Here is a 24,098-nt window from a genome sequence, read left to right on the forward strand (position 1 = left end):
GCCTATGATCGGTCGCCTGGTGGTGGTCGGCCTGGGGTTGATCGGTGGCTCCTTCGCCAAGGGCCTGCGTGAAAGCGGGCTGTGTGGCGAAGTCGTAGGCGTGGACCTCGACCCGCAATCGCGCACGTTGGCGGTGGAGTTGGGCGTGGTGGATCGCTGTGAGGCGGACCTGGCCGTTGCGTGCCAGGGCGCGGATGTGATCCAGCTCGCCGTGCCGATCCTGGCCATGGAGAAATTGCTGGCGGTACTGGCTGGCATGGACCTCGGGCAAGCGATCCTTACCGATGTGGGCAGCGCCAAAGGCAACGTGGTGCGCGCAGCACGATTGGCGTTTGGTGGCATGCCGCCGCGCTTTGTGCCGGGCCATCCCATTGCTGGCTCCGAGCAGAGCGGGGTGGAGGCATCCAATGCGCAGCTGTTCCGTCGGCATAAGGTCATCCTGACGCCGCTTGCGCAAACCGATCCCGCGGCGTTGGCAGTGGTGGATCGTCTCTGGCGCGAGCTGGGCGCGGATGTGGAGCATATGCAGGTCGAGCGTCACGACGAAGTGTTGGCAGCGACCAGTCACTTGCCGCATCTGCTGGCATTTGGCTTGGTGGATTCGCTGGCCAAGCGCAACGAGAACCTCGAGATTTTCCGTTACGCGGCGGGTGGTTTTCGCGATTTCACGCGGATTGCCGGCAGCGATCCGGTGATGTGGCACGACATCTTCCTCGCCAATCGCGAAGCGGTGTTGCGTACCCTGGACACCTTCCGCAGTGATCTCGACGCCCTGCGCGACGCCGTGGATGCGGGAGACGGCCATCAACTGCTGGGCGTGTTCACCCGTGCACGGGTGGCGCGTGAACATTTCAGCAAGATCCTCGCACGCCGGGCCTATATGGAAACCGCAGTGAACACCGATGACCTGACCTTCATCGCCAGCCCGGGTGGCCGCTTGAGCGGGCGCATCCGCGTGCCAGGTGACAAGTCGATCTCCCATCGGTCGATCATGCTAGGGTCGTTGGCCGAGGGCGTGACCGAGGTAGAAGGGTTCCTCGAGGGGGAAGACGCCCTGGCGACTTTGCAGGCCTTTCGCGACATGGGCGTGGTGATCGAGGGCCCACACCATGGGCGCGTGACCATTCACGGTGTCGGCCTGCAGGGCCTGAAGGCTGCGCCGGGGCCGATCTACGTGGGCAATTCCGGCACGTCGATGCGCCTGTTGGCAGGTGTATTGGCGGCGCAGAGCTTCGACAGCGTGCTGACTGGCGATGCTTCGCTGTCCAAGCGCCCGATGAATCGCGTGGCCAAGCCGCTGCGGGAAATGGGCGCGATCATCGAGACCGGGCCAGACGGGCGTCCGCCGCTGACCATTCGTGGCGGGCAAGCGCTCAAAGGCTTGAACTATGTACTGCCCATGGCCAGTGCCCAGGTGAAATCCTGCCTGTTGTTGGCGGGGTTGTACGCTGAGGGTAAAACCTCGGTGACCGAGCCCGCACCGACCCGCGACCACACCGAGCGCATGCTGCGCGGCTTTGGTTACCCGGTGGCGGTGCAGGGCGCGACGGCGTCGCTGGCGTCGGGGCGTGGGTTGACCGCTACACGTATTGAAGTGCCGGGGGATATTTCGTCTTCGGCGTTTTTCCTGGTGGCGGCCTCGATTGCCGAAGGCTCCGAGTTGCTGCTGGAGCATGTCGGTATCAACCCGACCCGCACCGGGGTGATCGATATCCTGCGGCTGATGGGGGCTGATATCACCGTTGAAAATCAGCGTGAGGTGGGCGGCGAGCCGGTTGCGGATTTGCGTGTGCGTGTTGCCGCGCTCAAGGGCATCGAAATTCCAGAGGCCCTGGTGCCGTTGGCGATTGATGAGTTCCCCGTGCTGTTTATTGCCGCAGCCTGCGCTCAAGGCCGCACCGTTTTGCGCGGTGCCGAGGAGCTGCGCCTCAAGGAGTCCGATCGTATCCAGGTGATGGCCGACGGTCTGTTGGCCCTGGGCGTGAAGTGTGAACCCACGTCTGATGGGATTATCATTGAGGGCGGCCCGATAGGCGGCGGTGAAGTGTATGCCCATGGCGATCACCGCATTGCCATGGCGTTCAGTGTGGCTTCCCTGCGGGCGATGGCGCCTATTCGTATCCTTGACTGCGCCAATGTTGCTACGTCTTTTCCGAACTTTCTGACACTGTGTGCCCAAGTCGGCATCCGTGTTGCCCAAGAGGCTCAATTGTGAATATCAAAGCACCGGTGATTACCATCGACGGGCCTAGCGGCTCGGGCAAAGGCACAATCGCTGGCATTCTGGCCAAGCGCCTGGGTTGGTGCCTGCTGGATTCTGGCGCGCTGTACCGCCTGCTGGCGTTTGCTGCGCACAACCATGGTGTGGACCTGACCAACGAAGAGTTGCTGACGAAACTAGCCGCGCATCTGGATGTGCAGTTCATTGCGGCGACCGAGGGTCAGTTGCAGCGCATCATTCTGGAAGGTGATGAAGTCAGCGATGTGATTCGCACCGAGAGTATCGGCGCGGGTGCCTCCCAAGTAGCCGCGCTGCCCGCCGTGCGCGAGGCGCTGCTGCAGCGCCAGCGCGCATTCCAGGAAGCGCCGGGCCTGGTGGCCGATGGCCGCGACATGGGCACGGTGGTGTTTCCCGAGGCGCCGCTGAAGATTTTCCTGACCGCCAGCGCCGAGGAGCGGGCACGCCGCCGCTACTTGCAGTTGAAGGGCAAGGTCGATGGTGTTAGTCTGTCGAGTCTGCTAGATGAGATCCGTGCACGCGATGAGCGTGATACCCAGCGTGCGGTAGCCCCGCTCAAGCCGGCGGCTGACGCCATACAGCTGGATTCCACGGAGTTGTCCATCGAGCAGGTGCTGGAACGCATCATGAGTGAAATCGCCATTCGCGATATCGCCGGGTGATCAAGAAGGCCGCAGGGGACCAGTCATAGTCCTGCGGTGGCTTCTTTTAACTGAAACTGACCCACACCGTCTGGGGTGTGGAGATGGGCGTATTCTTCGCCCTTATCAACAGGAATTAAAATGAGCGAAAGCTTTGCGGAACTCTTTGAAGAAAGCCTAAAAACCCTGAACCTTCAGGCAGGCTCCATCATCACCGGTGTTATCGTTGATATCGATTACCAAGCTCGCTGGGTAACCGTTCACGCTGGTCTGAAGTCTGAAGCTCTGATCCCGCTGGAACAGTTCTACAACGATGCTGGTGACCTGACTATCAATGTCGGTGACGAAGTTCACGTTGCTCTGGACTCGGTTGAAGACGGTTTCGGTGAAACCAAGCTGTCCCGTGAAAAAGCCAAGCGCGCTGAATGCTGGATTGTTCTCGAAGCAGCCTTCGCAGCTGAAGAAGTGGTCAAGGGCGTTATCAACGGTAAGGTTAAAGGCGGCTTCACTGTCGACGTTAACGGCATCCGTGCGTTCCTGCCAGGTTCTTTGGTCGACGTTCGTCCAGTGCGCGACACCACGCACCTGGAAGGCAAAGAACTCGAATTCAAAGTCATCAAGCTCGACCAGAAGCGCAACAACGTTGTCGTTTCCCGTCGCAGCGTGCTGGAAGCAGAGAACTCCGCCGAGCGTGAAGCTCTGCTGGAATCCCTGCAGGAAGGCCAACAAGTCAAAGGTATCGTCAAGAACCTCACCGATTACGGCGCATTCGTCGATCTGGGTGGCGTCGATGGCCTGCTGCACATTACCGACATGGCTTGGAAGCGTATCAAGCATCCTTCCGAAATCGTCAACGTTGGCGACGAGATCGATGTCAAGGTTCTGAAGTACGATCGTGAGCGTAACCGCGTTTCCCTGGGCTTGAAGCAGCTGGGCGAAGATCCATGGGTTGCTATCAAAGCTCGTTACCCAGAAAGCACTCGCGTAACCGCGCGTGTTACCAACCTGACCGACTACGGCTGCTTCGCAGAGCTGGAAGAAGGCGTGGAAGGCCTGGTACACGTTTCCGAAATGGACTGGACCAACAAGAACATCCACCCTTCGAAAGTCGTACAAGTCGGCGACGAAGTGGAAGTTATGGTTCTGGACATCGACGAAGAGCGTCGTCGTATCTCCCTGGGCATCAAGCAGTGCAAATCTAACCCATGGGAAGATTTCTCTGGCCAGTTCAACAAGGGCGATAAAATCTCCGGCACCATCAAGTCGATCACCGATTTCGGTATCTTCATTGGTCTGGACGGCGGCATCGACGGCCTGGTTCACCTGTCCGACATCTCCTGGAACGAAGTTGGCGAAGAAGCTGTTCGTCGTTTCAAGAAGGGCGACGAGCTGGACACCGTTATCCTGTCGGTTGACCCAGAGCGCGAGCGCATCTCCCTGGGTATCAAGCAACTGGAAAGCGATCCGTTCTCCGAGTACGTTCAAGAGAACGACAAAGGCGCCATCGTTAAAGGCACTGTGAAAGAAGTTGACGCCAAAGGCGCCATCGTCGTTCTGGCCGACGATATCGAAGCGACTCTGAAAGCCTCCGAAATCAGCCGTGACCGCGTTGAAGACGCGCGCAACGTTCTGAAAGAAGGCCAGGAAGTAGAAGCCAAGATCATCAGCGTTGACCGCAAGAGCCGCGTGATTCAGCTCTCCATCAAGTCCAAAGACGAAGTGGAAGAGAAAGAAGCTATCCAGAGCCTGAAAGAAGCTGCTCCGGAAGCTGCTGCTGACACCACCATGGCGGCACTGCTGCGCCAGGCAATGGCTAAGCAGAACTAAGTTCTGTAAAGCTGTAGAAAAAGGGCGACTTCGGTCGCCCTTTTTTGCGCCTGAAATTTGATGAAGCAACTGCACCGAACGAAGGCGTTCAGCCCAATGTCAGAACTGACTATAGTCTTGAAAACGGCTATTTCGCGTTGCTGACTCAATAAGGGTTTGAATGAACAGGATTATCGTAATGCTTGCGCTGCTAGTGCTTGCAGGCTGCTCCTCCACCAGCGCCAAAACCCACGCCAAGCGCGGCGTCAGTGGTATCGAGATCGATTGCTCCGGCTTGGGTAACAAGTGGGAGAAGTGCGAGAAGCGTGCCGCCCGTGAGTGCAAGATGCAGGGCTACAAGGTCATTACCCGCTCCAGCGATGCAGAGGACGAAGAGGGCGACTACCTGTTCGGCTGGAACCCTGCTGGCGCAGTGACGCGGACCATGTTAGTGATCTGTAAGTAAGGGGTTGGCTGCTCGCTGAACGTGTTTATTCAGCCTCAGATAAGTTGACATATGGGCTGTTCAAATTCATCAACTCATGCTAAAACCTTCGGAGCGCTTTTCCTAGCTGCTTGAAAAAGAAGGGAAAAATATGACGAAGTCGGAGTTGATCGAACGAATTGTCACCCATCAAGGGCTGCTCTCATCCAAGGATGTAGAGCTGGCTATCAAGACCATGCTTGAGCAAATGTCCCAATGCCTTGCCACCGGAGATCGCATCGAAATCCGCGGCTTCGGCAGCTTCTCACTGCACTACCGCGCACCGCGCGTAGGCCGCAACCCAAAAACCGGCCAGTCCGTCAGCCTCGACGGCAAATTCGTTCCCCACTTCAAGCCGGGCAAGGAATTGCGCGATCGGGTGAACGAAGAAGAGGAAGAAGGCGTCTGAGTGTTTTTGAGTAAGGAGAAGGGTATGCGTGGGGTTAAGCGCGTTGTTGCGGTGTTGATTGCAGTGCTTGCGGCTTTAGTGGTTCTGGCGTTTGTGCTGGAGAACCAGCAGGGTGTGGCGCTGTCGTTCCTGGGGTGGAGTACTGCGCAGATGCCGGTGGCGGTGTTTGTGGTGGTGGCTTTGATTGTGGGGATGGTGATTGGGCCGTTGTTGGGGGTGGTTGTGCGGAGGCGTCGGGGTAAGGCGGTGGTTTAGGGGCTCAACTGGCATGGTGATGGAGATGGTGGCGTTGGCCGACCGTTTGTCAGAAACCTAATCATGCTGAGCGCTTTGAGCTGCCTAGCTACCTATTCCCGCTGGTTACGACAGTTCTCCTGGTGGATTAAGAATCGTCCTACATACATGTCAAGACTTGTAATATACCAAAGAGATGGCAGAATGGAATCTGTTCTCGATAACGGGCATTTTGTGCGCTCAAGATTTGGCAGAGACGCTGGGTTTTGGCGATCATCCAATTAGAATAAAAAAACGCAATTTTGTCTGCATAACGAGCCCGCAGTTTCTCTTTGAAGGCAGGTTTTTGTTGTGAGTAGTAGCTTTCGTATCCCTCCTGTATCTCAAAACGACGAGATCGATATCGTCGAGCTTGTGCAATCCATTTGGCAGCATAAAAAGCTGATTCTAGCATTCGCGCTAGGTGCCGGTTTGCTCGCGACTGCCTATGCTTTTATAGCTACCCCTGAGTACTCTGTGAATAGCGTGTTGCGACCTGCTGCGCTCAACGAGTTGGACGCACTTAATCGTTCTGAAGTTTATAAGTTGCCCCCAGAGGCTGCGTTGATAAAAGTTGGGGCGTCACTTGAATCTTACGAAGTGCGTTTAAACTTCTTTAGAGAAAACCAGAAGCTGTTTGACGCGTTCGTGCGCCCAGGTCGGACATTAGAGCAAAGCTTTGAAGAGTTTAATCGTAATTCAATTGTTCTGACCCGATCGGATCCGAAAAATAATACAACAATAGATTCGAATATAACACTGCATCTTAATTATCCTGCAGGGGTTGATGGTGTCGCTATACTTAATAACTTCGTAGGTTACGCTGTTGAAGCTGAGCGCTTGAAAATCGCTTCTGATATGCGTGTTATTGTTAAAAATCGAATAAACGAAATTCAAGGTAAACTTGAAGCTGCAAGAGCAGGCTATGATAATGACAAGCAGGCGAGAATAGCGTTCTTGCTTGAGAGTGATAGCATGAAGCGCTCACAATTACAGGACGAACTCAGGGCGCTAAGGATACAGTTAAAGGAGCTGCGAGCGGATCGAATTTCCCAGCTCGAAGAAGCTATTGTGATTGCTAGATCATTGGGTATTCATAAGCCTACTACCCCCTCTTTGCTTGGGGAGGCCGATCGTCCTAATTCGAGCGTAATGAAGACCGAGATAAATAATCAACAAATACCACTGTATTTTATGGGGGCGGAGGCATTATTGGCGGAGCGTTCTGCTCTGCAGCGTCGGACCAGTGATGACTTTGCTGATGGCCGGATAGCGCAAATATCAAAAGAGCTTCAACTATTGCGTACGAACCGTGAAGTGGAAGTGTTAGAAAGTCGCGCAAATGAAGAGCTCTTCCTCAGCGGCGTCCAGCCATTACGCGCAGAGATGGCTCGGTTGCAGAACCTGAACATCGACTTGGACGGATTGAAACTGGTCAGCATCGATAAGCTGGCTCTTGAACCAACTACTCCCATTAAGCCCAAACGGTTTCTAGTCATTGTAGTTGGTGTATTGTGCGGAATCATCTTGGGTCTGGCGATTGCGGTAGTCATGTATTTCTCAAGACGTTCGAAAATAGCGGTAATGAATGAGGTACCACTCCTAAAATAGCGGTGATCATGAATCATACTCTCGGTTTGTAATAGTGGCTAAATAATGGCTTGTGGGCTCGTCGTTTAGCTGCTTGACCGAGTCTCGCCGTTGGGGTGGGGGCGAAAGGGCGACGGGGTGGAATAGATGATTTCGTTGAATTTATCTTCGTTGCGCTGGTCATAAGCGTATGAAGCACGAGCATTCCGAGTGGTATCTTGGATTGAGCCTGTCAGGCATAATACCCGTATGTTGGCACACACGATACAGAAGCACCGTGCCAATCATGAGCGGGTCTGGGCTTGCATTAATGAGTGCCTTTAGGCATCAAGATCGGTGTTCAGGTTTAGGCCAAAGGTTTTAATAATGAGCTCGGAGTATGGATGGACAGTAATTTAGTGAGTGTATTCGAATTCATCGTGATTTTTACATTGGTGGGGGCACAGGTTTTTGATGTGTACGCTGTCATGGTTCGAGCGAAGGTGAATGTGGATGGTACTACACAAGTTTTAGCTGTTGCTAACTGGATCCAGTACCTGGCACGCATTATGAATATGGTTTCTGTGTTCAGCATATCTCTGTTGTTGGAAAGTAAGATTAGCACCATTGGTGTGCCTGCGATGTTTGGCTATTCAATGTGCCTTGGGTTGGTAATGATCGGGCTCGTTTGCAAGTTTAGTTTTACCAGTCCAGTACTGAGAGTTCTCCAGTGTGTAGGATTTACTCCGGTGTTTGGTGAGCCTGGTAAGAAGGCGTATTGGTGGCGTGTAAAGTTTGATTTTTTTTCAAGGCTTACTTGGTTTTCTGTGTTGGTTAGTTTGTTTATAAACTTGGCGATTATCATGCCTTTTATGTTAAGTGTGCGATATCCAGAGGTTAGGATGACGCTGGCGTATACCGGCCAATTACTTAATTTTTGTGCGTCGATTATAATGTTTACTTATGTGGATCGCGTTTTTTTCAAAGCGCTTGATGCCGGTAATGAGTTTGACTGTGCTAATAGAATTATCACGGGGAAACTTGTAGCGCAGTTCATACTGGTGCTGGGTGTTTTTTGCTTTTATTTTACCGTTGGGGGTTAAGGGGTGAGTGTAGAAGCCGACGCCGTAGCTAAGCTTGAAAAGGGTGGGGCGCAATCACGCTCTTTTTCGGGTAGTTGGTATGTCTATCTCAATCTGCTTTTTGTGCTTGCCCTGCTTGTTGTTTATTATTTCATGGGGGGTTGGTCGTTTCCGGATTATCCAAATTATGTAACCATCGTTAATAATGGTGGGTACTTGTTTAGTAAAGACGAATATATGGCTGAGTGGGTTTCTCGACTGTTTTTAAGTGAGGGGCTCCTTTTTTTTGACAATGCCGACCATGTTGTCGATTTTTTTGCCTTGTTTGTCCAGATTTTTTATGTGTTATTTGTTTTCTATTTTGGTGTTGTTAAAGGTGGTATATCGAGGCGGGGTTGGTTTTTCTTTACCGCCGTTTTAGGTCCTTTATTGATTACTACGGCGCTGCGAGCCTCCCCGGCATATATATTGGTTGCCTATATAGCGGCTACCGGGGGGAGGTTTAATTTAAAGTTCATACTGCTCTCTATTTTAGCCGTTTCCTTCCACGATTCAGCGTTGATTCTGGTTGCTGTGTATGCTGCTAGCTGCATAGCTACGTACATGTTTAAGTCGATTGGTCTGGTTTTTTACCAATTTTTGATGTGGTGTTCTCTCACGTTGATACTGCTTTCACAGCAGGTCGCTTATATTTTGTTCTCCGTAGTATCAAAATTAAATATTGGCATTCGGTCAGTTTACTTTCAAGAACTCCCTGAAACGTCAACTGTAAAAAAGATTTTCATGGTTGTGATTTGGGTGGTGGCCTATACCACGATAAAAAATCTAGCGGTGCAAGCGAGGACTAAGCTGTTTGTTTGTGGCGCTATGTTACTGACAGCGCTTTCCTTTGCGTTGAGCGAAGTTGTCGGGGTTCGATTTGCTTTATATGTGTTGGGCAGCTGCGTTTTGGCCAAAGGGGCTTTTTTATTTACCGGGCAGAGTAGCAGTAGATATCGCCAGGTAGACGTCATATTTGCCGTTGGGTATTTTTGCTTGGTGTTTATGGATATTCTTCGAAATGCGGGAGGTGCATGATGGCTAAAATTGCGGTGCTGTTGGCAGCTTACAATGGTGAGCCATTTATTGTTTCTCAAGTCAATTCGATCCTGTCTCAATTGGATGTTGATGTCGATCTTTATATTCGTGACGACGGGTCAACGGATAAGACGGCCGATGTTATCCAAAGCTTTGCAAGCTTGATGAATGTAACAATTATCGAGGACGATGCTAGCACCCGGTCGGCCGCGGGAAACTTTTTTAAAATTTTCTCTCAAATTGAGATAGAAAACTATGATTACGTGGCTTTTGCCGATCAGGATGATATCTGGGATCCCGAAAAACTGAAGCGGGCGCACTCAAAGATAGTCGAGGGTGGCCATGAGGGTTATAGCGCCGATTTAATTGCTTATTCGAATTCAAAAGGTCATGCCCAATATTTAAAAAAGTCTTATCCGGCTAAAGATTTCGATTATTTATTTCAGGGCGCATCGGCGGGTTGTACATATGTAATGACTGCAAAGTTGGCAGCCCTTGTGGCGCGCTACACTGCGAACTTACAAAGTGCGGATTTCATAGGCCGCTCTCATGATTGGTTAGTGTATGCAATTGCTCGTGCCAACCAGATGAGCTGGTGCTATGACGCTTATGCGCCTATTTTTTACAGGCAGCATGCCAGTAATGTTTATGGTGCCATGACGACCCTAGGCGGGCTGCTGGAAAAAATAAAACTTGTCCGAGGCGGGTGGTATAGGTCTAACGTATTGTGGATAGCAGAACATTGCGGTGCCGGCGATAGAGAGAAGGATGTAATAGCGTTAGTTAAAAGAAATAGCTTTCTTGATCGTTTGAAACTTATCGGTCGCGTTGGTTCGTTCAGACGCAAGACTTCTGAGTGCCGTGTGTTGAGTGTGTTCTTTTTCTTCGGGTTATTTTAGTTATATGAAAAGATTAATGGATATAGTGATCTCTGGCCTGGGTTTGCTTTTATTGTCTCCTGTCATGATAGTCACCTATTTACTGGTGAGGTGGTATCTGGGAGGTCCGGCATTTTTCAGGCAGGTGAGACCTGGCTTTGAAGGGAGACCCTTCGAGATGCTAAAATTTCGCACAATGCTTGACGCGCATGACGCGGCGGGTACGCCGTTACCCGATTCCGAGCGTTTGACCAAGTTCGGGCGGTTCCTTAGGGCTAGCAGTCTTGATGAGCTTCCTGGTTTGCTAAATGTGCTAAAAGGGGATATGAGCGTTGTGGGGCCGCGGCCCTTGCTGATGGCCTATCTCCCCCTATACAGTGCAGAGCAGAATCGCAGGCATTTGGTCCGTCCCGGAGTGACGGGGCTCGCTCAGGTGAGCGGACGGAACGCGCTCTCTTGGGAGGAAAAATTCAAACTGGACGTGTGGTATGTGGACAACCAGTCTCTGCTGCTGGATCTTAAAATCATTATTTTGACCTTCAAGAAGGTGTTCTTGCGAGAGGGCATCAATCAAGAAGGGCAAGCAACTATGGAAGCCTTCAAGGGTTCCAACGACAACGAAATTGATGGGGAAAAGAAATGAGCAACGATATTCTGAACTTGATCGCAGAAGCCAAAGAAGCTGACGAAGGCTCTGTTAAGCTGGGCGATAAATTGGATTGGGATTCCATCGCCGTCGTAACATTCATGGCTTTTCTTTCTGAGCGAGATATCAGTGTTTCTGCTGACGGTCTTAATAAGTGCGAAACCGTAGATGATGTCGTGGCCTTGGTCGCTGCTAAAAGTGCATGATAAGCTTTAGGCTTACCTAATCCATACCGCTCAAAATACTTCACAATTTTGAGTGGTTTGGATTTTTTATTTTAATGATTTTATCGAATTTGCTCGGTATAGCGTTATACAAGAATTGAAGAGGGTGGGGTGTTTATGAATGTTGAATTGGACTCGAGTAAAATCGAAAGAGATTTAGTTGAGTCATACTGGCACCCCCTGTGCTTTAATTCTGATTTGCCGAACGACAGAGATTTTTTACGCTTTGATGTTTTGGATTTTGAGGTTGTCATATTTAACGATAAGGGACGTCTCATTGCATTCGACAATCGCTGTCCACATCGAGGAAGCCGGTTTTTCACCGAGGATTATGGTAACCGAGGTGTCGTCTGCCGGTATCATGGTTGGAGCTTTTCGGATGGCCGTTTACGGATACCCAATGCGGCGTCGTTTGTTGGATGCGATATAGAAAAAGCTTCTCTCAATCAGTTCAAATTGGCAACCTGTGGGGAGCTGGTTTTTTTTGCAGTGAACCCAAGTGTGTCGCTCCAGGAACAGATTGGTAGTGAGGTCTACGGCGTTGTCGAACGCTTAGGTAAGGATGTACAGGCCTGTAATGATTTTAATCGTTATGAGTTTGAGTGTAATTGGACGATTGCCCTGGAAAATGCACTTGAGCCTTACCATATACCATTAATTCATCGTAATACGCTTGCGACATTGAAGTTAGGTGTTGGCGAGAATGTTTTTGAAGGCGAGAATTCTATTTGGTATTCGCCGGTAGAGGATGAGAGAGTTCAGCGCCGGCTTTCGGGACTCAGCAAGTTCTTCGAAACCACCGATCCTTATCAAGGTTACATGAGCATTTTTCTTTTCCCCTTTGCGATGATCTCGTCGACATATGGGTACTCCTATTCGATGCAGAACTTTTTCCCTTCTCCGAAGGTGGATCGTGCGTTTTTTACTAGCCGGCTCTTTCCGGCGAAAACATCCGATCCGCGTTACAGTGAGATCACCGGCCTGTTTTCCAAGTCTACCGCTGAATTGAATCGTCAGGTCTTCGAGGAAGATCACCAGATTTGTCAAAGGGTCCCTAGTGATTCTTGGACCATGTCTCCTCCAAAATATTTGAGCTCGTTAGAACAGAAAATTGCGCACTTTCGTCAATCGTGTGCAAAGGGACGCAAATAGTTTGCTCTCTGTGTTTTATTGCTATCATTTAATTTGTATTTTTCGGTAGGGGTGGGTGATTATGTCAGCGAGTAATTTTGAAAATATTAGAGTTGTAAATAATGTTCGAGTCGAAGGCATTGCGTGCTCAATGCCAGAGAAAATTTCAGAAGTTTCTGATCTCGCTGAAAAGTTCGGTGCGGAAAGTATTCAAAAAATAATGGCAAGTACGGGTGTCTTCCGTCGACATGTAGTCGATAGTGAGTGCTCATCTGATCTTTGTGTTGCTGCAGCTGAGCGACTGATGGCAGACCTCTCTATCGATCGGTCCTCTATCGATACATTGATATTCGTATCTCAGACTCACGATCATACATTGCCCGCCACGGCTTGCATTTTGCAGGAGCGACTGCAGCTTTCCGTAGGCGTGGCGGCGTTTGACGTTGCTCTAGGTTGCTCAGGCTATGTATACGGATTATGGCTAGCTTCTTCCTTGATATCGGGAGGGGGCAGCCGACGTGTTTTGTTATTAGTTGGGGACACTATCAGTAAGATAGTATCCGGCGAAGATCGTTCTGTCGCCGCTCTTTTTGGAGATGCTGGCTCGGCGACGTTGCTTCAATATGACGAAAGTGCCCAACCAATGTCTTTCTCGTTAGGGACTGATGGGCGTGGTGCGAAAAATCTCATTGTGCCGGCGGGTGGTTTTCGTGATCGTACCGGTGGCCTTAGTGAAGTCAGCGAACCCGAGGTGCGTGGAGCGTTCGACTTGTTCATGAATGGAGCAGAAATTTTTGCTTTCACCTTGGCACGGGTTCCCTCTTTAGTAAAAGCGCTTCACGAGAGCCGTTCGGATTTGGGGGCGGGCATTGACCATTACGTCTTTCACCAAGCTAATAAATTCATGCTCGAACATTTAGCAAAACGCATGAAGTTACCTCGTGAAAAGGTAGTACTTGATCTGGAAAATGTAGGAAACACGAGTTGCACATCTATACCGCTTGCATTGTCATTAGCTGATCTTGAAAAAGATAATCGGGCGACAGGCTTGATGATGCTAGCGGGATTTGGTGTGGGTTATTCCTGGGCGGGTTGCATTGTAGACTTTGATAAAGTGTGGGTAAGTGAGATGTCCTACACGTGTGCTGTGAAGGAGTCAGTATGAATATGCCAGGTTTTAATCCGTTTTCCTTGGAGGGAAAACATATTCTGGTTACCGGCGCGTCGTCCGGAATCGGACGTGAGGTCGCGGTATGGCTCAGCAAGCAGGGTGCCCGTATTACTCTGGTCGCCAGGGACACACAGCGCTTGGAGGAAACACTTCAACGCCTGGATGGGAGCGGTCACACCATCGCGGTAGTGGATTTTCTAAATGAACCTGATATATCCGGTTGGATGAAGAAAATTGCAAAGGAAACTGCAGCTTTTGACGGGCTGGTTCATGCAGCAGGTGTTCAGGCGCCCATGCCTATTCGAGCAACAAGTCTGGCGCATTGGGAAAAGATAATATCAACAAACGTAACCTCATCTTTTTCGCTGATCAAAGCGTTCCGGCAGAAAGGTGTATGTCAAATCGGTTCAAGTATTGTGTTGATTTCATCGGTCATGGCCAAAGTCGGTGAGCCTGCGCTTCTGGGTTACTGCGCGAGTAAAGGTGCGGTGGAATCAATGGTCCGGGCTGCTGCCATTGAGCTGGCTCGCGAGGGTATCCGCGTTAACTGCGTAGCGCCAGGTGTTGTCAAAACTGAAATGGCAGAGACACTCAAGGACTTGGTGGGTGCGGAATCGATGGAGTTGATTGAGCAAAAGCATCCGTTAGGTATTGGTGCTCCTGCAGATGTTGCCTATGCAATTAACTATTTACTCTCTCCAGCGGCCCGTTGGGTAACTGGTACATCTCTCGTAGTCGATGGGGGGTACCTGGCATGAGTAAGAAATTTTTAATAGTTGGGGCTGGTGGGTTTGGGCGCGAGGTATATGTTTGGTTAAAAGATTGGATTGAGCATAGTGAGACACCCAATGAGTACCAGATTAATGGGTTTCTGGACGATTCGCCTGCGGCGCTGGAACGCTTTTCGGATGCACCGTTAATTATTTCCTCTATAGAGGACTACGTGCATCAGGAAGGCGTATTTTTGGTATGCGCTATTGCGGATCCGACGATAAAGAAAATTGTATCAGAGAAGCTGGTTGCTAAAGGTGCGCAATTCTTTTCTCTTGTGCATCCTACAGCGATAGTCGGTACTAGAGTGGTGATTGGGCAGGGTGTTGTCGTTTGCCCAAACACAATTCTGTCAACAGATCTGGAAATTGGCGATTTTGTAACGATTAACTCTTGCACCACCATCGGACATGACACCTCTGTCGGAAGCTACAGCACTATCAGTGGACATTGTGATGTTACTGGTGGTGTTCAGCTGGCAGAGGGCGTATTTATGGGGTCTCATGCAGTAGTTGTACCTAAGGTGACTGTAGGCGCTTTTGCTGTTATCGGGGCTTCATCGGTGGTCATACGCAAAGTAGCTCCTGGCGTGACGGTTTTTGGTGTTCCCGCGAAACGAATAGCTGGGTAATAGAATGAAATTTGCAAAAATCACTGCAATAGAATATGAATTGCCTAGCCATTCGTTAAGCAACGAAGATTTGGCGCGGGAATTTCCGGAGTGGGATGTTCCGAAAATTTTTGGTAAAACGGGTATAAATGATCGCCGGATAACGGCTGAAAACGAATGTGCATCGGATCTAGGTTTTCGAGCGTGTGAGAAAATCTTTGACTCCGGCGTCGTTGATAGATCTGATATTGATTGCCTGATTCTATGCACACAGAGCCCAGATTATGTACTTCCGTCGACGGCGTGCATTCTTCAACATCGTCTAGGGCTACCCACGGCATGTGCAGCGTTTGATTATAATCAAGGTTGCTCGGGATTTATTTACGGCTTGGGTATGGCGAAGGGGCTGATAGAGACCGGCCAGGTCAAGAATGTCCTTCTGGTTACCGCTGAAACTTATAGTAAGTATATTCACCCGGGCGACAAAAGCGTTCGCACGCTTTTTGGTGATGCGGCGGCGGCAACCCTAATTAGAGCAACAGATGACACTGTAGCGATTGACCGCTTTCGTTATGGTACGGATGGTTCTGGCGCAGGAAGTCTGATCGTTCCGGTAGGGGGGGCAAGGTTCCCGGCGTTGCTCAACTCTAATTTGGAGACTCGTCAGGACGACAGCGGTAATATCAGGACTGACGCCAACCTTTACATGAACGGTCCGGCGATTCTGGAGTTTTCGCTAAAGCGCGTTCCTGAGTTATTTGAATCCTTGTTCGATGATAACTTTACGTTAGACATGGTTGACCACTTTGTCTTTCATCAAGCCAATAAATTTATGCTTGATGCGTTAAAAAGAAGGTTAAAGCTGCCTGAAGAAAAATTTGTCAGGGAGTTTGAGCACTGCGGCAATACGGTATCTTCTACTATCCCTATAGCACTTAAGGAGTCTCTTGAGAAGGGTAACATTAAATCGGATGATATCGTGGCGTGTGTCGGATTTGGCGTAGGCCTGTCATGGGCGGCGTGTACGATTCGTTTTTAAATCAGATTTGCTAGGCGTTTTGCGATCTTAATTTTATAGGTATTGGTTATGCTGAATTCTCCATTCGCTCCTTGGCCATCATTTACAACTGAAGAGGCTGATGCCGTTCGAGATGTGGTCCTCTCGAACAAGGTTAACTATTGGACGGGCACTGAATGTCGAGAGTTTGAAAAGGAGTTCGCGGCTTTTGCTGGTACTGAATATGCAATTGCACTAGCAAACGGTACCGTGGCGTTGGATTTGGCACTAAAGGCGTTAGGTATTGGTGCCGGAGACGAAGTTATCGTCACATCTCGCACATTTCTTGCGTCTGTTTCCAGTATTGTCAACGCGGGTGCTACGCCGGTTTTTGCCGATGTTGATCTGGACTCTCAGAATATCACTGCCGATACCATCCGCGCGGTTATCACTTCCAAGACGCGGGGCATTGTCTGTGTTCACTTGGCAGGATGGCCTTGTGACATGGACGAAATAATGGATGTGGCCCATGCCCATGATCTGAAGGTGATCGAAGACTGCGCTCAAGCTCATGGCGCGCTCTACAAAGGCCGTCCAGTAGGCTCTATCGGGCATGTTGGAGCATGGTCATTCTGCCAGGATAAAATTATGACCACTGGCGGCGAGGGAGGTATGGTCACGACTAACGACCGTGAGCTTTGGGCAAACATGTGGGCTTACAAGGATCATGGAAAAAGTTGGGAAGCTGTTTACGAGCGCGAGCACGCGCCAGGCTTTCGTTGGCTGCATGAGAGTTTCGGCACTAATTGGCGCATGCTAGAGATGCAAGCCGTTATTGGCCGGATTCAACTTCGAAAGATGGCGGAGTGGCAAGCTACCCGTCAGGCGAATGCGGCGCTTATTTGGAATTGTGCTGAATCATTGCCTGCACTCAGGGTACCCGTGCTGCCGGCCGGTGTTCGACATGCGGCCTATAAATGTTATGTATTTATCCTGCCTGAGCTTCTTCGCGAGGAGTGGTCGCGTGATCGAATTCTTGCTGAAATCAATTCTCGTGGTGTTCCGGCGTTCTCCGGGTCGTGCTCCGAGGTTTATCTTGAAAAAGCGTTTGATAACACGGGATGGCGTCCGGAGGTTCGTCTCGCAAATGCACAGCTTTTAGGTGAGACTAGCTTAATGTTTCTAGTCCACCCCACATTAACCGCAGCACAGATAGATTTGACGTGCAGGGTATTAGCCGACGTAATAACCGAGGCAACTGATTCAGTATGAAGGCTTTGTGGACCGCTGGTGTGATGGGTGATCGGTGTTGGAGCGACAGAGATTGAGAGGGCACATGGATAACATTCGCACACATTTGTTAAGCCTTTCGCGTCGCAAGAAGCGAATTTTGCAGGTTATCGCAGATACTACCCTTGTCTGGGTCGCTTTGTGGATGGCCTTTGTAGTGCGTTTGGGTATTGATGAAATGATCAACCCCGTCAAAATGCATTTCTGGCTGTTCATATGTGCACCCATTGTCGCCATTCCTTTATTTGTGCGCTTTGGCATGTATCGTGCGGTAATGCGATATTTTGGAAATGATGCACTAATTGCTATTATCAAAGCTGTCAGCCTGTCCTCTCTAATCTTGGCATTCGTTGTTTATTGGTATAGCAATCACGAAAATGTGGTTCCTCGGTCAATTATTTTCAACTATTGGTGGTTGAGTCTGATTATGATCGGCGGAATGCGACTTGCCATGCGGCAGTATTTTCTTGGTGACTGGTTTGCCGCGGTGCAGCATGTACCTTTTACTAGTCGGGATAACGGTCTGTCTAAAGTTGCTATTTATGGTGCCGGCGCAGCCGGTAATCAACTCGTAGCAGCGCTGAGAATGGGTCGGGTAATGCGACCTGTGGCTTTTATTGATGATGACAGTAGTATCGCTGACCGCGTCATTTCAGGTTTGCAGGTGTTTAAACCCAAACATATTCAGCAAATGATCGAAATGACAGGGGCTCAAGAGGTACTGTTGGCAATACCGTCGTCATCTCGGGGTCGTCGTCGCGAAATTCTTGGCCTGCTCGAAGGATTCCCGCTGCATGTCCGTAGCGTACCCGGTTTTATGGATCTGGCTAGCGGTCGGGTAAAGGTTGATGACATTCAAGAAGTGGACATAGGTGATTTGCTCGGTCGTGACGCCGTTCCCGCTCAGGCTGAATTGCTTGAGAGGTGCATCAAAGATCAAAGCGTTTTGGTCACCGGAGCCGGCGGTTCTATTGGCTCAGAATTATGCCGTCAGATTCTCGAATTACGTCCCACCACCCTTTTGCTTTTCGAGCATAGCGAGTTTAATCTTTATTGCATCTTGTCCGAATTGGAACAGCGAATTAGCCGTGAGTCACTTTCCGTACGTTTGCTTCCTATTCTGGGTTCCGTACGTAATGAGGAAAAACTGTTAGATGTCATGAAAACTTGGCATGTGGATACCGTTTACCATGCGGCAGCTTACAAGCATGTTCCAATGGTAGAACACAATATTGCCGAGGGGGTGCTGAATAATGTGATTGGCACCCTAAATACAGCTCAGGCTGCGTTGCAGGCGGGTGTTCAAAACTTTGTACTCATTTCAACCGACAAGGCTGTTCGACCTACGAATGTGATGGGTAGTACAAAAAGATTGGCGGAATTGACTTTGCAGGCCCTCAGTCGCGAATCTGCCCCTGTATTATTCAACGATAAATTTAATATTTCTCGAGTGAATAAAACACGTTTTACCATGGTGCGCTTTGGTAATGTTTTAGGTTCTTCTGGTTCGGTTATTCCGCTTTTCCATAAGCAGATAAAGTCGGGAGGACCGTTGACTGTTACCCATCCCAAGATTACTCGCTATTTCATGACCATTCCTGAGGCTGCTCAATTGGTTATTCAGGCGGGTTCAATGGGGCAGGGTGGGGACGTTTTTGTATTAGATATGGGGGAACCGGTAAAAATTGTTGAATTGGCCGAGAAAATGATTCATTTGTCTGGGCTAAGTGTTCGTTCTGAAAAAAACCCTCATGGCGATATCGCGATAGAATTTACTGGACTTCGCCCTGGTGAGAAGCTATATGAGGAGTTACTAATTGGTGATAACGTCGTGGCAACACAGCACCCTATGATCATGAGCGCGAACGAGGATTTTATTTCTTGGGACGCGCTAAGGTTAAAATTAGCCGATCTTCTCTCGGCGGTCGACGAAGATGATTATGGTCGAGTCCGTCAATTGCTGCGTGATACGGTTAGCGGCTATGCTCCTGATGGTGAGATTGTTGATTGGATTTATCAGCAACGTCGGCTTGAGCCTTGATCTAAAACTCATACAAAGGCGAGAGGGAACTGGCCTTTGTATGCGTTAATTCAAATATATTGCTGCAGGTTGTTTAGCTTTTTGCTGCCACCTTATTCTCTATCCCTCTCAAAGAGTTTTCAAAATTTTTGCGGGAATGCCAGCGGCAACCGAGTAAGGTGGTACGTCTTTCGTGACTACAGCTCCCGCACCTATAACGGAACCCTTGCCGATGGTCACGCCTTTTAGGATGGCTACTTTTTCCCCTATCCAAACATCGTCCTCAATTACCACCGGTGCATAAACAAGTTTTCTCTGGTTGGGGTGTATTAAAAGCTCTTCTTTTGTTATCTCCCCATGGTCATGATCGGTGATATAAACTTGGCTGGCGATTAATACGTTGTTACCAATTGTTATCGAATCAAGCGCTGCGATATGGCAGGCGTCATTTATTTCAACATGACTACCTATGGTGAGTGTTTTTTTGCCTTCTTTACCATTGGCCGCCTCTATTCGACAGTATTGCCCCGTTGTAAAGCCGGTACCAATTGACATGTTTTCCCAGCCTCTTACTCGAGTGGGCTGCCTGATGATTCGGGCGGGGCTATAAAATATCTTTGTAGTTGTAAAAGACCAAGCTAGTCTGAAGAAATCAAGTGTTGAATACTTTGATCTCATGCTGGGTTCCATGGAACTCTCCGTTTCCAGTTTTTTTTGGTTGTGTTTTTGCTGTTGGCGACGTGATTATACCCAAATGACGAAGCGGTTGAAAGAAAGATAATTGTTTGTGCAATGTTTATGCGTGTGGTGGTTCTGCCGTTCGGTAGCTTTAAGTATTTTGTTTGGTGTTATTTTTTGTTGGTTTGTTTTTGTTGCGTTTTTCCTGTGCGCATTATATTGATTTCAGCGTGTGATCTTTAATGCCGCTTAAGAAAATTTCAGCTTCATAGGTTAGCTTAGCTCACACTTTGTAACTTACTAGTTTTGACTAACTTCTATCATCGCCTAACGTAGAAAAGCAGCTTCGGAAAAGCTGCTTTTTTTCTTACCGATATCATGGAGCGTCATCAATGCAAAACCTCTACATCTCGTCCCTCATCTTCGCCTTCCTCACCAGCCTCTCCGTCGCCACCACCGCCGCGCCGTCCATCAAGCCGGAACCCCCAACCGCCATCTCCACCCAAATGACCAAGACCGAGCAGTCCACCAAGGTCAACCTCAACGCCGCCGACGCCGAAACCCTGCGTCGCGATCTGTTCGGCATTGGCGCTTCCAAGGCGAAGGCAATCATCGCCTATCGCGAGAGCAACGGCCCGTTCACGGCGGTGGATGAGTTACTGGAAGTGAAAGGCATCGGCAAGGCATTGCTGGAGAAAAATCGCGACAGGTTGGTCATTAATTGAGGATCTGAAAACAGCGCGAAGGGCCGGTTGATGACCGGCCTTTCCTTATCCGGCCTTGCGAGTTCCCCTCGCCGGCAGCATTGGCACGAAACGTGGTTACCTCTTCCTCAGTGATTGTTCAACAATCTCGAGGTAACGATGCCACCCACTTTATCTTTAGCCGACCAAATCGCCCTGGAACTCCGCGCCGACATCATCGGCGGCCGGCTGTTGCCAGGCATGCCGCTAATCGAGGCCGACCTGGTCAAAGCCTACAACGCATCACGCAATACAATCCGCGAGGCGCTGCATCGTCTGGGCCAGGAGGGCCTCACTCGCTATGTCCGCAACAAGGGCGTAATGGTTCGGCGCTTGGAGCGAGCAGAAGTGCGCGACCTCTTCGTAGTCCGCCGCACCCTGGAATTGCGGGCGATAGCCCAATGCGGTCCGCTGACGGACGCTCAATCAGGCCGTATGCAAAACGCCATCGATGCCACCACCTTGGCCCAGGAGCGCGAAGACTGGCGTGCGGTGGCCACCCACAGTCTCATGTTCCACCAACAGATCGTCGCATTGATGGGCAGCCCACTGTTCGATGAGTTTTTCGCCCAGGTGATCGCCCAATTGCGCCTGGCGTTCTGCGCCGCGCCTGATGAGCAGCGTTTCCAGTCACCCTGGCTGGAGCGCGACCTGGAGATATACACGCTGCTAACCCGCAACCAAACCCAGGCCGCGAGCGAGGCGATGAGCCTGTACCTGGACGATTCGGAACACCTTTCCCTCGCCTTGTTTGATCACCCTTGATGGAGGATTGCCCCATGTACAAAGACTATCCCGCCGCGTACCAGGTCAGCAAAGGTTCGGCATTGCAGGTGGATACGGCGTTCTATGAGCGTATTCGTGATCAGAAAACCCAGCGCACGTTGATCGAACAGTTCGAGGTGCCGATCCGCACGGGAAGGGCGTGGAAGGTGCCGGCCGGGCATGTGTTTCGTGTGACCACACCTGTGGGGCCGCAGGTGGGGGACTTTAATGTCTGGAACGCCAACGACCCACGCGAACGTTTGTGGGCCGCGCGCACCCGGCAGCTTCAAGGCGCTCATGTCAGTACCCATGATCGGTTGTGGTCGAACCTGCCTTTTCTAAGGCCCTTGGTCACTATTACCGATGACAGCCTGGCCAGCTACGGCATTGATGAGCACGGTGGGCGTTTGCATGATTTGTTGGGCACGCGGTGCGACCCCTATGTGAACCGTATGCTGACGGGGGAGGACTTTCATCACCATTGCCACTCGAACCTGACCCGTGCGGTATTGCCCCATGGGCTGACGGAGTTCGATGTGCATGACGTGTTGAATATTTTCCAGTGCACCGGGCTCAATCAGGATGACATGTACTTTATGAAAGCCTGTCCGGCGAAGAAGGGCGATTACCTGGAGTTTTTTGCCGAGATTGATTTGCTGTGTGCGTTGTCGACGTGCCCAGGCGGGGATTTGTCGCTACCGATGTGGGGGCCGGATGCGCAGGACCCGTTGACGGTGTGTCGTCCATTAGGGGTTGAGATCTATAGGCTGGAGGATGAGTTGCTCAGTGGCTGGAGCCAGCCGGAGCGTGCGGCCTATAAGGGGCAACATGGGTTGCATATTGCCAAGGCGAAGTGGGAGTAGGGGGCTGCTTCGCAGCCCAGCGGGAGCAAGCTCCCTCGCCACGGGGTTACACGCGTTTTATCTGTCTTGCGCATCCTTGGCATCCGCCTGCGCATTGCGCTCGGCTACGCGTTTGCGTTGTTCGTCGGTGAGTTCTACCTTGTTGGCGCTGTCACGCAGCATCATCAGGCCACCGACGATCGACCCGATCGCTACTACCATAATCAACCATGCATACCACGGCATAAGACGCTCCTTGAGGCAGATGTCCGTGGGAAAGTTTCCCACGGTAATCACTGCTTTGAGTGACGGGCTTTCTGAGTAGTTCAGTGTAGGCCCGTTCTGCCTCATAGGCGCTATTGTCCGGTCAACATCGCATCCGCCGGCGCATCGACACGGTCTTGTGCGGTCAGCTGGAAGTAGATGAAACCCACCGCCATGAAGCCCAGGGAGATCAGCCCGATCAAGGCATTGAACCAGGCCATCGCCACCAGGCACACCACGGCCAGTACCAGTGCGATACCCGGCACGATGGGGTAGCCCGGCGCGCGGAAGGTGCGTTCCAGTAGCGGCTCGGTCTTACGCAGTTTGAACAGGCTGAGCATGCTCATGATGTACATGACGATGGCACCGAACACCGCCATGGTGATCATCGCGGCGGTCAGGGTCATGCCGCCCAGGTTGATCAGGCCGTCGCTGTAGATGGCGGCGATACCCACCACGCCGCCGGCGAGGATGGCACGGTGCGGAGTCTGGAAACGCGAGAGTTTGGCCAGGGAAGACGGCAGGTAACCGGCTCGGGCCAGGGCGAAGAACTGGCGCGAGTAGCCGAGGATGATGCCGTGGAAGCTCGCCACCAGACCGAACAGGCCAATCCATACCAGCATGTGCAGCCAGCCGGAGCTGTCGCCGACTACGGTTTTCATCGCCTGGGGCAGTGGGTCGTTGATGTTCGACAGGGTGCGCCAGTCACCCACGCCGCCGGCGAAGAACATCACGCCCATGGCCAGGATCACCAGGGTGAGGATGCCGCTGATGTAGGCTTTTGGAATCGTGCGCTTGGGGTCCTTGGCTTCTTCGGCCGCCATGGCGGCGCCTTCGATGGCGAGGAAGAACCAGATGGCGAAGGGGATGGCGGCAAACATCCCGGCAATCGCCGGGGCGCCGAAGGTGTCGGAACCGGCCCAGCCGTTGAGGGCGAAGTTGCTGAAGCTGAACGCCGGGGCGACCACGCCCATGAACACCAGAAGTTCGGCGACGGCGAGCACGCACACCACCAATTCGAAGGTAGCGGCAAGTTTGACGCCGAGGATGTTCAGGCCCATGAACACGATATAGGCGCCGACGGCGGCGTGCTTGGGGTCGAGTGCCGGGAACTGCACGTTCAGGTACGCGCCAATGGCCAGGGCAATCGCGGGCGGGGCGAAGACAAATTCGATCAAGGTGGCCAGGCCGGCAATCAAGCCGCCTTTCTCACCGAAGGCGCGACGGCTGTAGGCAAAGGGGCCTCCTGCGTGGGGAATCGCAGTGGTCAGTTCGGTGAAGCTGAAGATAAAGCAGGTGTACATCGCGGCGACCATCAACGAGGTCACCAGAAAGCCCAAGGTGCCGGCGACGCCCCAGCCGTAACTCCAGCCGAAATACTCTCCGGAGATCACCAGCCCTACGGCGATGCCCCAGAGATGCAGGGTGCCCAAGGTGGGTTTGAGTTGTGTGTTCATTGTGCTGCGCTCCTTGAACCATTTGGAATGA

General features: G+C 51.3%; 25 protein-coding genes. 22 read left to right on the top strand and 3 right to left on the bottom strand.

What is annotated here, in order from left to right; genetic code table 11:
• Window positions 1-4: 4 nt before the first annotated feature.
• The 19 genes from BUE92_RS09655 to BUE92_RS09745 all read left to right on the top strand — a co-directional run bounded on the left by BUE92_RS09655 (window position 5) and on the right by BUE92_RS09745 (window position 19,339).
• Complete coding sequence (locus BUE92_RS09655) at window positions 5-2,215, top strand: bifunctional prephenate dehydrogenase/3-phosphoshikimate 1-carboxyvinyltransferase (RefSeq protein ID WP_256673952.1); 2,211 nt, start codon at window positions 5-7, stop codon at window positions 2,213-2,215.
• Complete coding sequence (gene cmk, locus BUE92_RS09660; protein ID WP_003189772.1) at window positions 2,212-2,901, top strand: (d)CMP kinase; 690 nt, start codon at window positions 2,212-2,214, stop codon at window positions 2,899-2,901. The genes BUE92_RS09655 and cmk overlap by 4 nt, the downstream gene beginning before the upstream one ends.
• Before the next feature lie 120 nt (window positions 2,902-3,021).
• Window positions 3,022-4,707: a 30S ribosomal protein S1 gene (rpsA, locus tag BUE92_RS09665; protein ID WP_073523372.1), complete on the top strand. Its 1,686-nt coding sequence runs from the start codon at window positions 3,022-3,024 to the stop codon at window positions 4,705-4,707.
• A 160-nt stretch (window positions 4,708-4,867) separates the two neighbouring features.
• On the top strand, window positions 4,868-5,152 hold the full coding sequence (locus BUE92_RS09670) for a hypothetical protein (protein WP_073523374.1): 285 nt from the start codon (window positions 4,868-4,870) through the stop codon (window positions 5,150-5,152).
• Window positions 5,153-5,282: 130 nt separating this feature from the next.
• Window positions 5,283-5,579, top strand: a complete 297-nt coding sequence (gene ihfB / locus BUE92_RS09675; protein WP_003189779.1) for an integration host factor subunit beta — start codon at window positions 5,283-5,285, stop codon at window positions 5,577-5,579.
• A 24-nt stretch (window positions 5,580-5,603) separates the two neighbouring features.
• Window positions 5,604-5,834: a LapA family protein gene (locus BUE92_RS09680; RefSeq protein WP_073523376.1), complete on the top strand. Its 231-nt coding sequence runs from the start codon at window positions 5,604-5,606 to the stop codon at window positions 5,832-5,834.
• A 330-nt stretch (window positions 5,835-6,164) separates the two neighbouring features.
• Window positions 6,165-7,463: a Wzz/FepE/Etk N-terminal domain-containing protein gene (locus BUE92_RS09685; protein ID WP_073523378.1), complete on the top strand. Its 1,299-nt coding sequence runs from the start codon at window positions 6,165-6,167 to the stop codon at window positions 7,461-7,463.
• Window positions 7,464-7,825: 362 nt separating this feature from the next.
• Complete coding sequence (locus BUE92_RS09690; protein ID WP_073523380.1) at window positions 7,826-8,524, top strand: hypothetical protein; 699 nt, start codon at window positions 7,826-7,828, stop codon at window positions 8,522-8,524.
• Between the two features lie 3 nt (window positions 8,525-8,527).
• Window positions 8,528-9,580: a hypothetical protein gene (locus BUE92_RS09695; protein ID WP_143169966.1), complete on the top strand. Its 1,053-nt coding sequence runs from the start codon at window positions 8,528-8,530 to the stop codon at window positions 9,578-9,580.
• Window positions 9,580-10,479, top strand: coding sequence for a glycosyltransferase (locus tag BUE92_RS09700; RefSeq protein ID WP_073523383.1), 900 nt, complete (start codon window positions 9,580-9,582; stop codon window positions 10,477-10,479). Before BUE92_RS09695 ends, BUE92_RS09700 begins: the two co-directional genes overlap by 1 nt.
• A gap of 16 nt (window positions 10,480-10,495) precedes the next feature.
• Window positions 10,496-11,101 (top strand): sugar transferase, encoded by a 606-nt coding sequence (locus BUE92_RS09705; RefSeq protein ID WP_305887674.1) that lies wholly within the window; start codon window positions 10,496-10,498, stop codon window positions 11,099-11,101.
• On the top strand, window positions 11,098-11,310 hold the full coding sequence (locus BUE92_RS09710; protein WP_034135135.1) for an acyl carrier protein: 213 nt from the start codon (window positions 11,098-11,100) through the stop codon (window positions 11,308-11,310). Before BUE92_RS09705 ends, BUE92_RS09710 begins: the two co-directional genes overlap by 4 nt.
• A gap of 135 nt (window positions 11,311-11,445) precedes the next feature.
• Window positions 11,446-12,480, top strand: a complete 1,035-nt coding sequence (locus tag BUE92_RS09715) for a Rieske 2Fe-2S domain-containing protein (RefSeq protein ID WP_073523459.1) — start codon at window positions 11,446-11,448, stop codon at window positions 12,478-12,480.
• Between the two features lie 61 nt (window positions 12,481-12,541).
• Window positions 12,542-13,624 carry a 3-oxoacyl-ACP synthase III family protein gene (locus BUE92_RS09720; protein ID WP_073523386.1) on the top strand — a complete coding sequence of 361 codons (1,083 nt, stop codon included), beginning with the start codon at window positions 12,542-12,544 and terminating at the stop codon, window positions 13,622-13,624.
• The gene (locus BUE92_RS09725) at window positions 13,621-14,388 is read left to right on the top strand and encodes an SDR family NAD(P)-dependent oxidoreductase (RefSeq protein ID WP_371915185.1); all 768 of its coding nucleotides are present in this window, start codon (window positions 13,621-13,623) and stop codon (window positions 14,386-14,388) included. The genes BUE92_RS09720 and BUE92_RS09725 overlap by 4 nt, the downstream gene beginning before the upstream one ends.
• Window positions 14,385-15,032: an acetyltransferase gene (locus BUE92_RS09730; protein WP_073523387.1), complete on the top strand. Its 648-nt coding sequence runs from the start codon at window positions 14,385-14,387 to the stop codon at window positions 15,030-15,032. Before BUE92_RS09725 ends, BUE92_RS09730 begins: the two co-directional genes overlap by 4 nt.
• A gap of 4 nt (window positions 15,033-15,036) precedes the next feature.
• A complete protein-coding gene (locus BUE92_RS09735) occupies window positions 15,037-16,050 on the top strand; it encodes a ketoacyl-ACP synthase III (RefSeq protein WP_073523388.1) in 1,014 nt (337 codons plus the stop codon).
• 48 nt (window positions 16,051-16,098) lie between these two features.
• Window positions 16,099-17,280 (top strand): DegT/DnrJ/EryC1/StrS family aminotransferase, encoded by a 1,182-nt coding sequence (locus tag BUE92_RS09740; protein WP_073523389.1) that lies wholly within the window; start codon window positions 16,099-16,101, stop codon window positions 17,278-17,280.
• A gap of 64 nt (window positions 17,281-17,344) precedes the next feature.
• The gene (locus BUE92_RS09745; RefSeq protein WP_073523390.1) at window positions 17,345-19,339 is read left to right on the top strand and encodes a polysaccharide biosynthesis protein; all 1,995 of its coding nucleotides are present in this window, start codon (window positions 17,345-17,347) and stop codon (window positions 19,337-19,339) included.
• Window positions 19,340-19,447: 108 nt separating this feature from the next.
• Here the strand turns inward: BUE92_RS09745 and BUE92_RS29190 are convergent, their stop codons facing one another.
• Window positions 19,448-20,008 carry a DapH/DapD/GlmU-related protein gene (locus tag BUE92_RS29190; RefSeq protein WP_178380698.1) on the bottom strand — a complete coding sequence of 187 codons (561 nt, stop codon included), beginning with the start codon at window positions 20,006-20,008 and terminating at the stop codon, window positions 19,448-19,450.
• Between the two features lie 380 nt (window positions 20,009-20,388).
• Here BUE92_RS29190 and BUE92_RS09755 point away from each other — a divergent pair, with 380 nt between their 5' ends.
• From BUE92_RS09755 to BUE92_RS09765, 3 genes are all read left to right on the top strand, one after another.
• Window positions 20,389-20,721, top strand: coding sequence for a ComEA family DNA-binding protein (locus BUE92_RS09755; RefSeq protein WP_073523393.1), 333 nt, complete (start codon window positions 20,389-20,391; stop codon window positions 20,719-20,721).
• Between the two features lie 138 nt (window positions 20,722-20,859).
• The gene (locus BUE92_RS09760; protein WP_073523395.1) at window positions 20,860-21,504 is read left to right on the top strand and encodes a GntR family transcriptional regulator; all 645 of its coding nucleotides are present in this window, start codon (window positions 20,860-20,862) and stop codon (window positions 21,502-21,504) included.
• A gap of 14 nt (window positions 21,505-21,518) precedes the next feature.
• On the top strand, window positions 21,519-22,367 hold the full coding sequence (locus BUE92_RS09765; RefSeq protein WP_073523397.1) for an urea carboxylase-associated family protein: 849 nt from the start codon (window positions 21,519-21,521) through the stop codon (window positions 22,365-22,367).
• Between the two features lie 57 nt (window positions 22,368-22,424).
• Here BUE92_RS09765 and BUE92_RS09770 read toward each other — a convergent pair whose 3' ends face one another.
• Together BUE92_RS09770 and eat are read right to left on the bottom strand one after the other, a co-directional pair.
• Window positions 22,425-22,592, bottom strand: a complete 168-nt coding sequence (locus BUE92_RS09770; protein ID WP_003172675.1) for a DUF2897 family protein — start codon at window positions 22,590-22,592, stop codon at window positions 22,425-22,427.
• A 110-nt stretch (window positions 22,593-22,702) separates the two neighbouring features.
• Complete coding sequence (eat, locus tag BUE92_RS09775) at window positions 22,703-24,067, bottom strand: ethanolamine permease (RefSeq protein WP_073523398.1); 1,365 nt, start codon at window positions 24,065-24,067, stop codon at window positions 22,703-22,705.
• Between the last annotated feature and the right edge of the window lie 31 nt (window positions 24,068-24,098).

The sequence above is a fragment of the Pseudomonas fluorescens genome (assembly GCF_001902145.1).
Lineage (GTDB): Bacteria > Pseudomonadota > Gammaproteobacteria > Pseudomonadales > Pseudomonadaceae > Aquipseudomonas > Aquipseudomonas fluorescens_BV.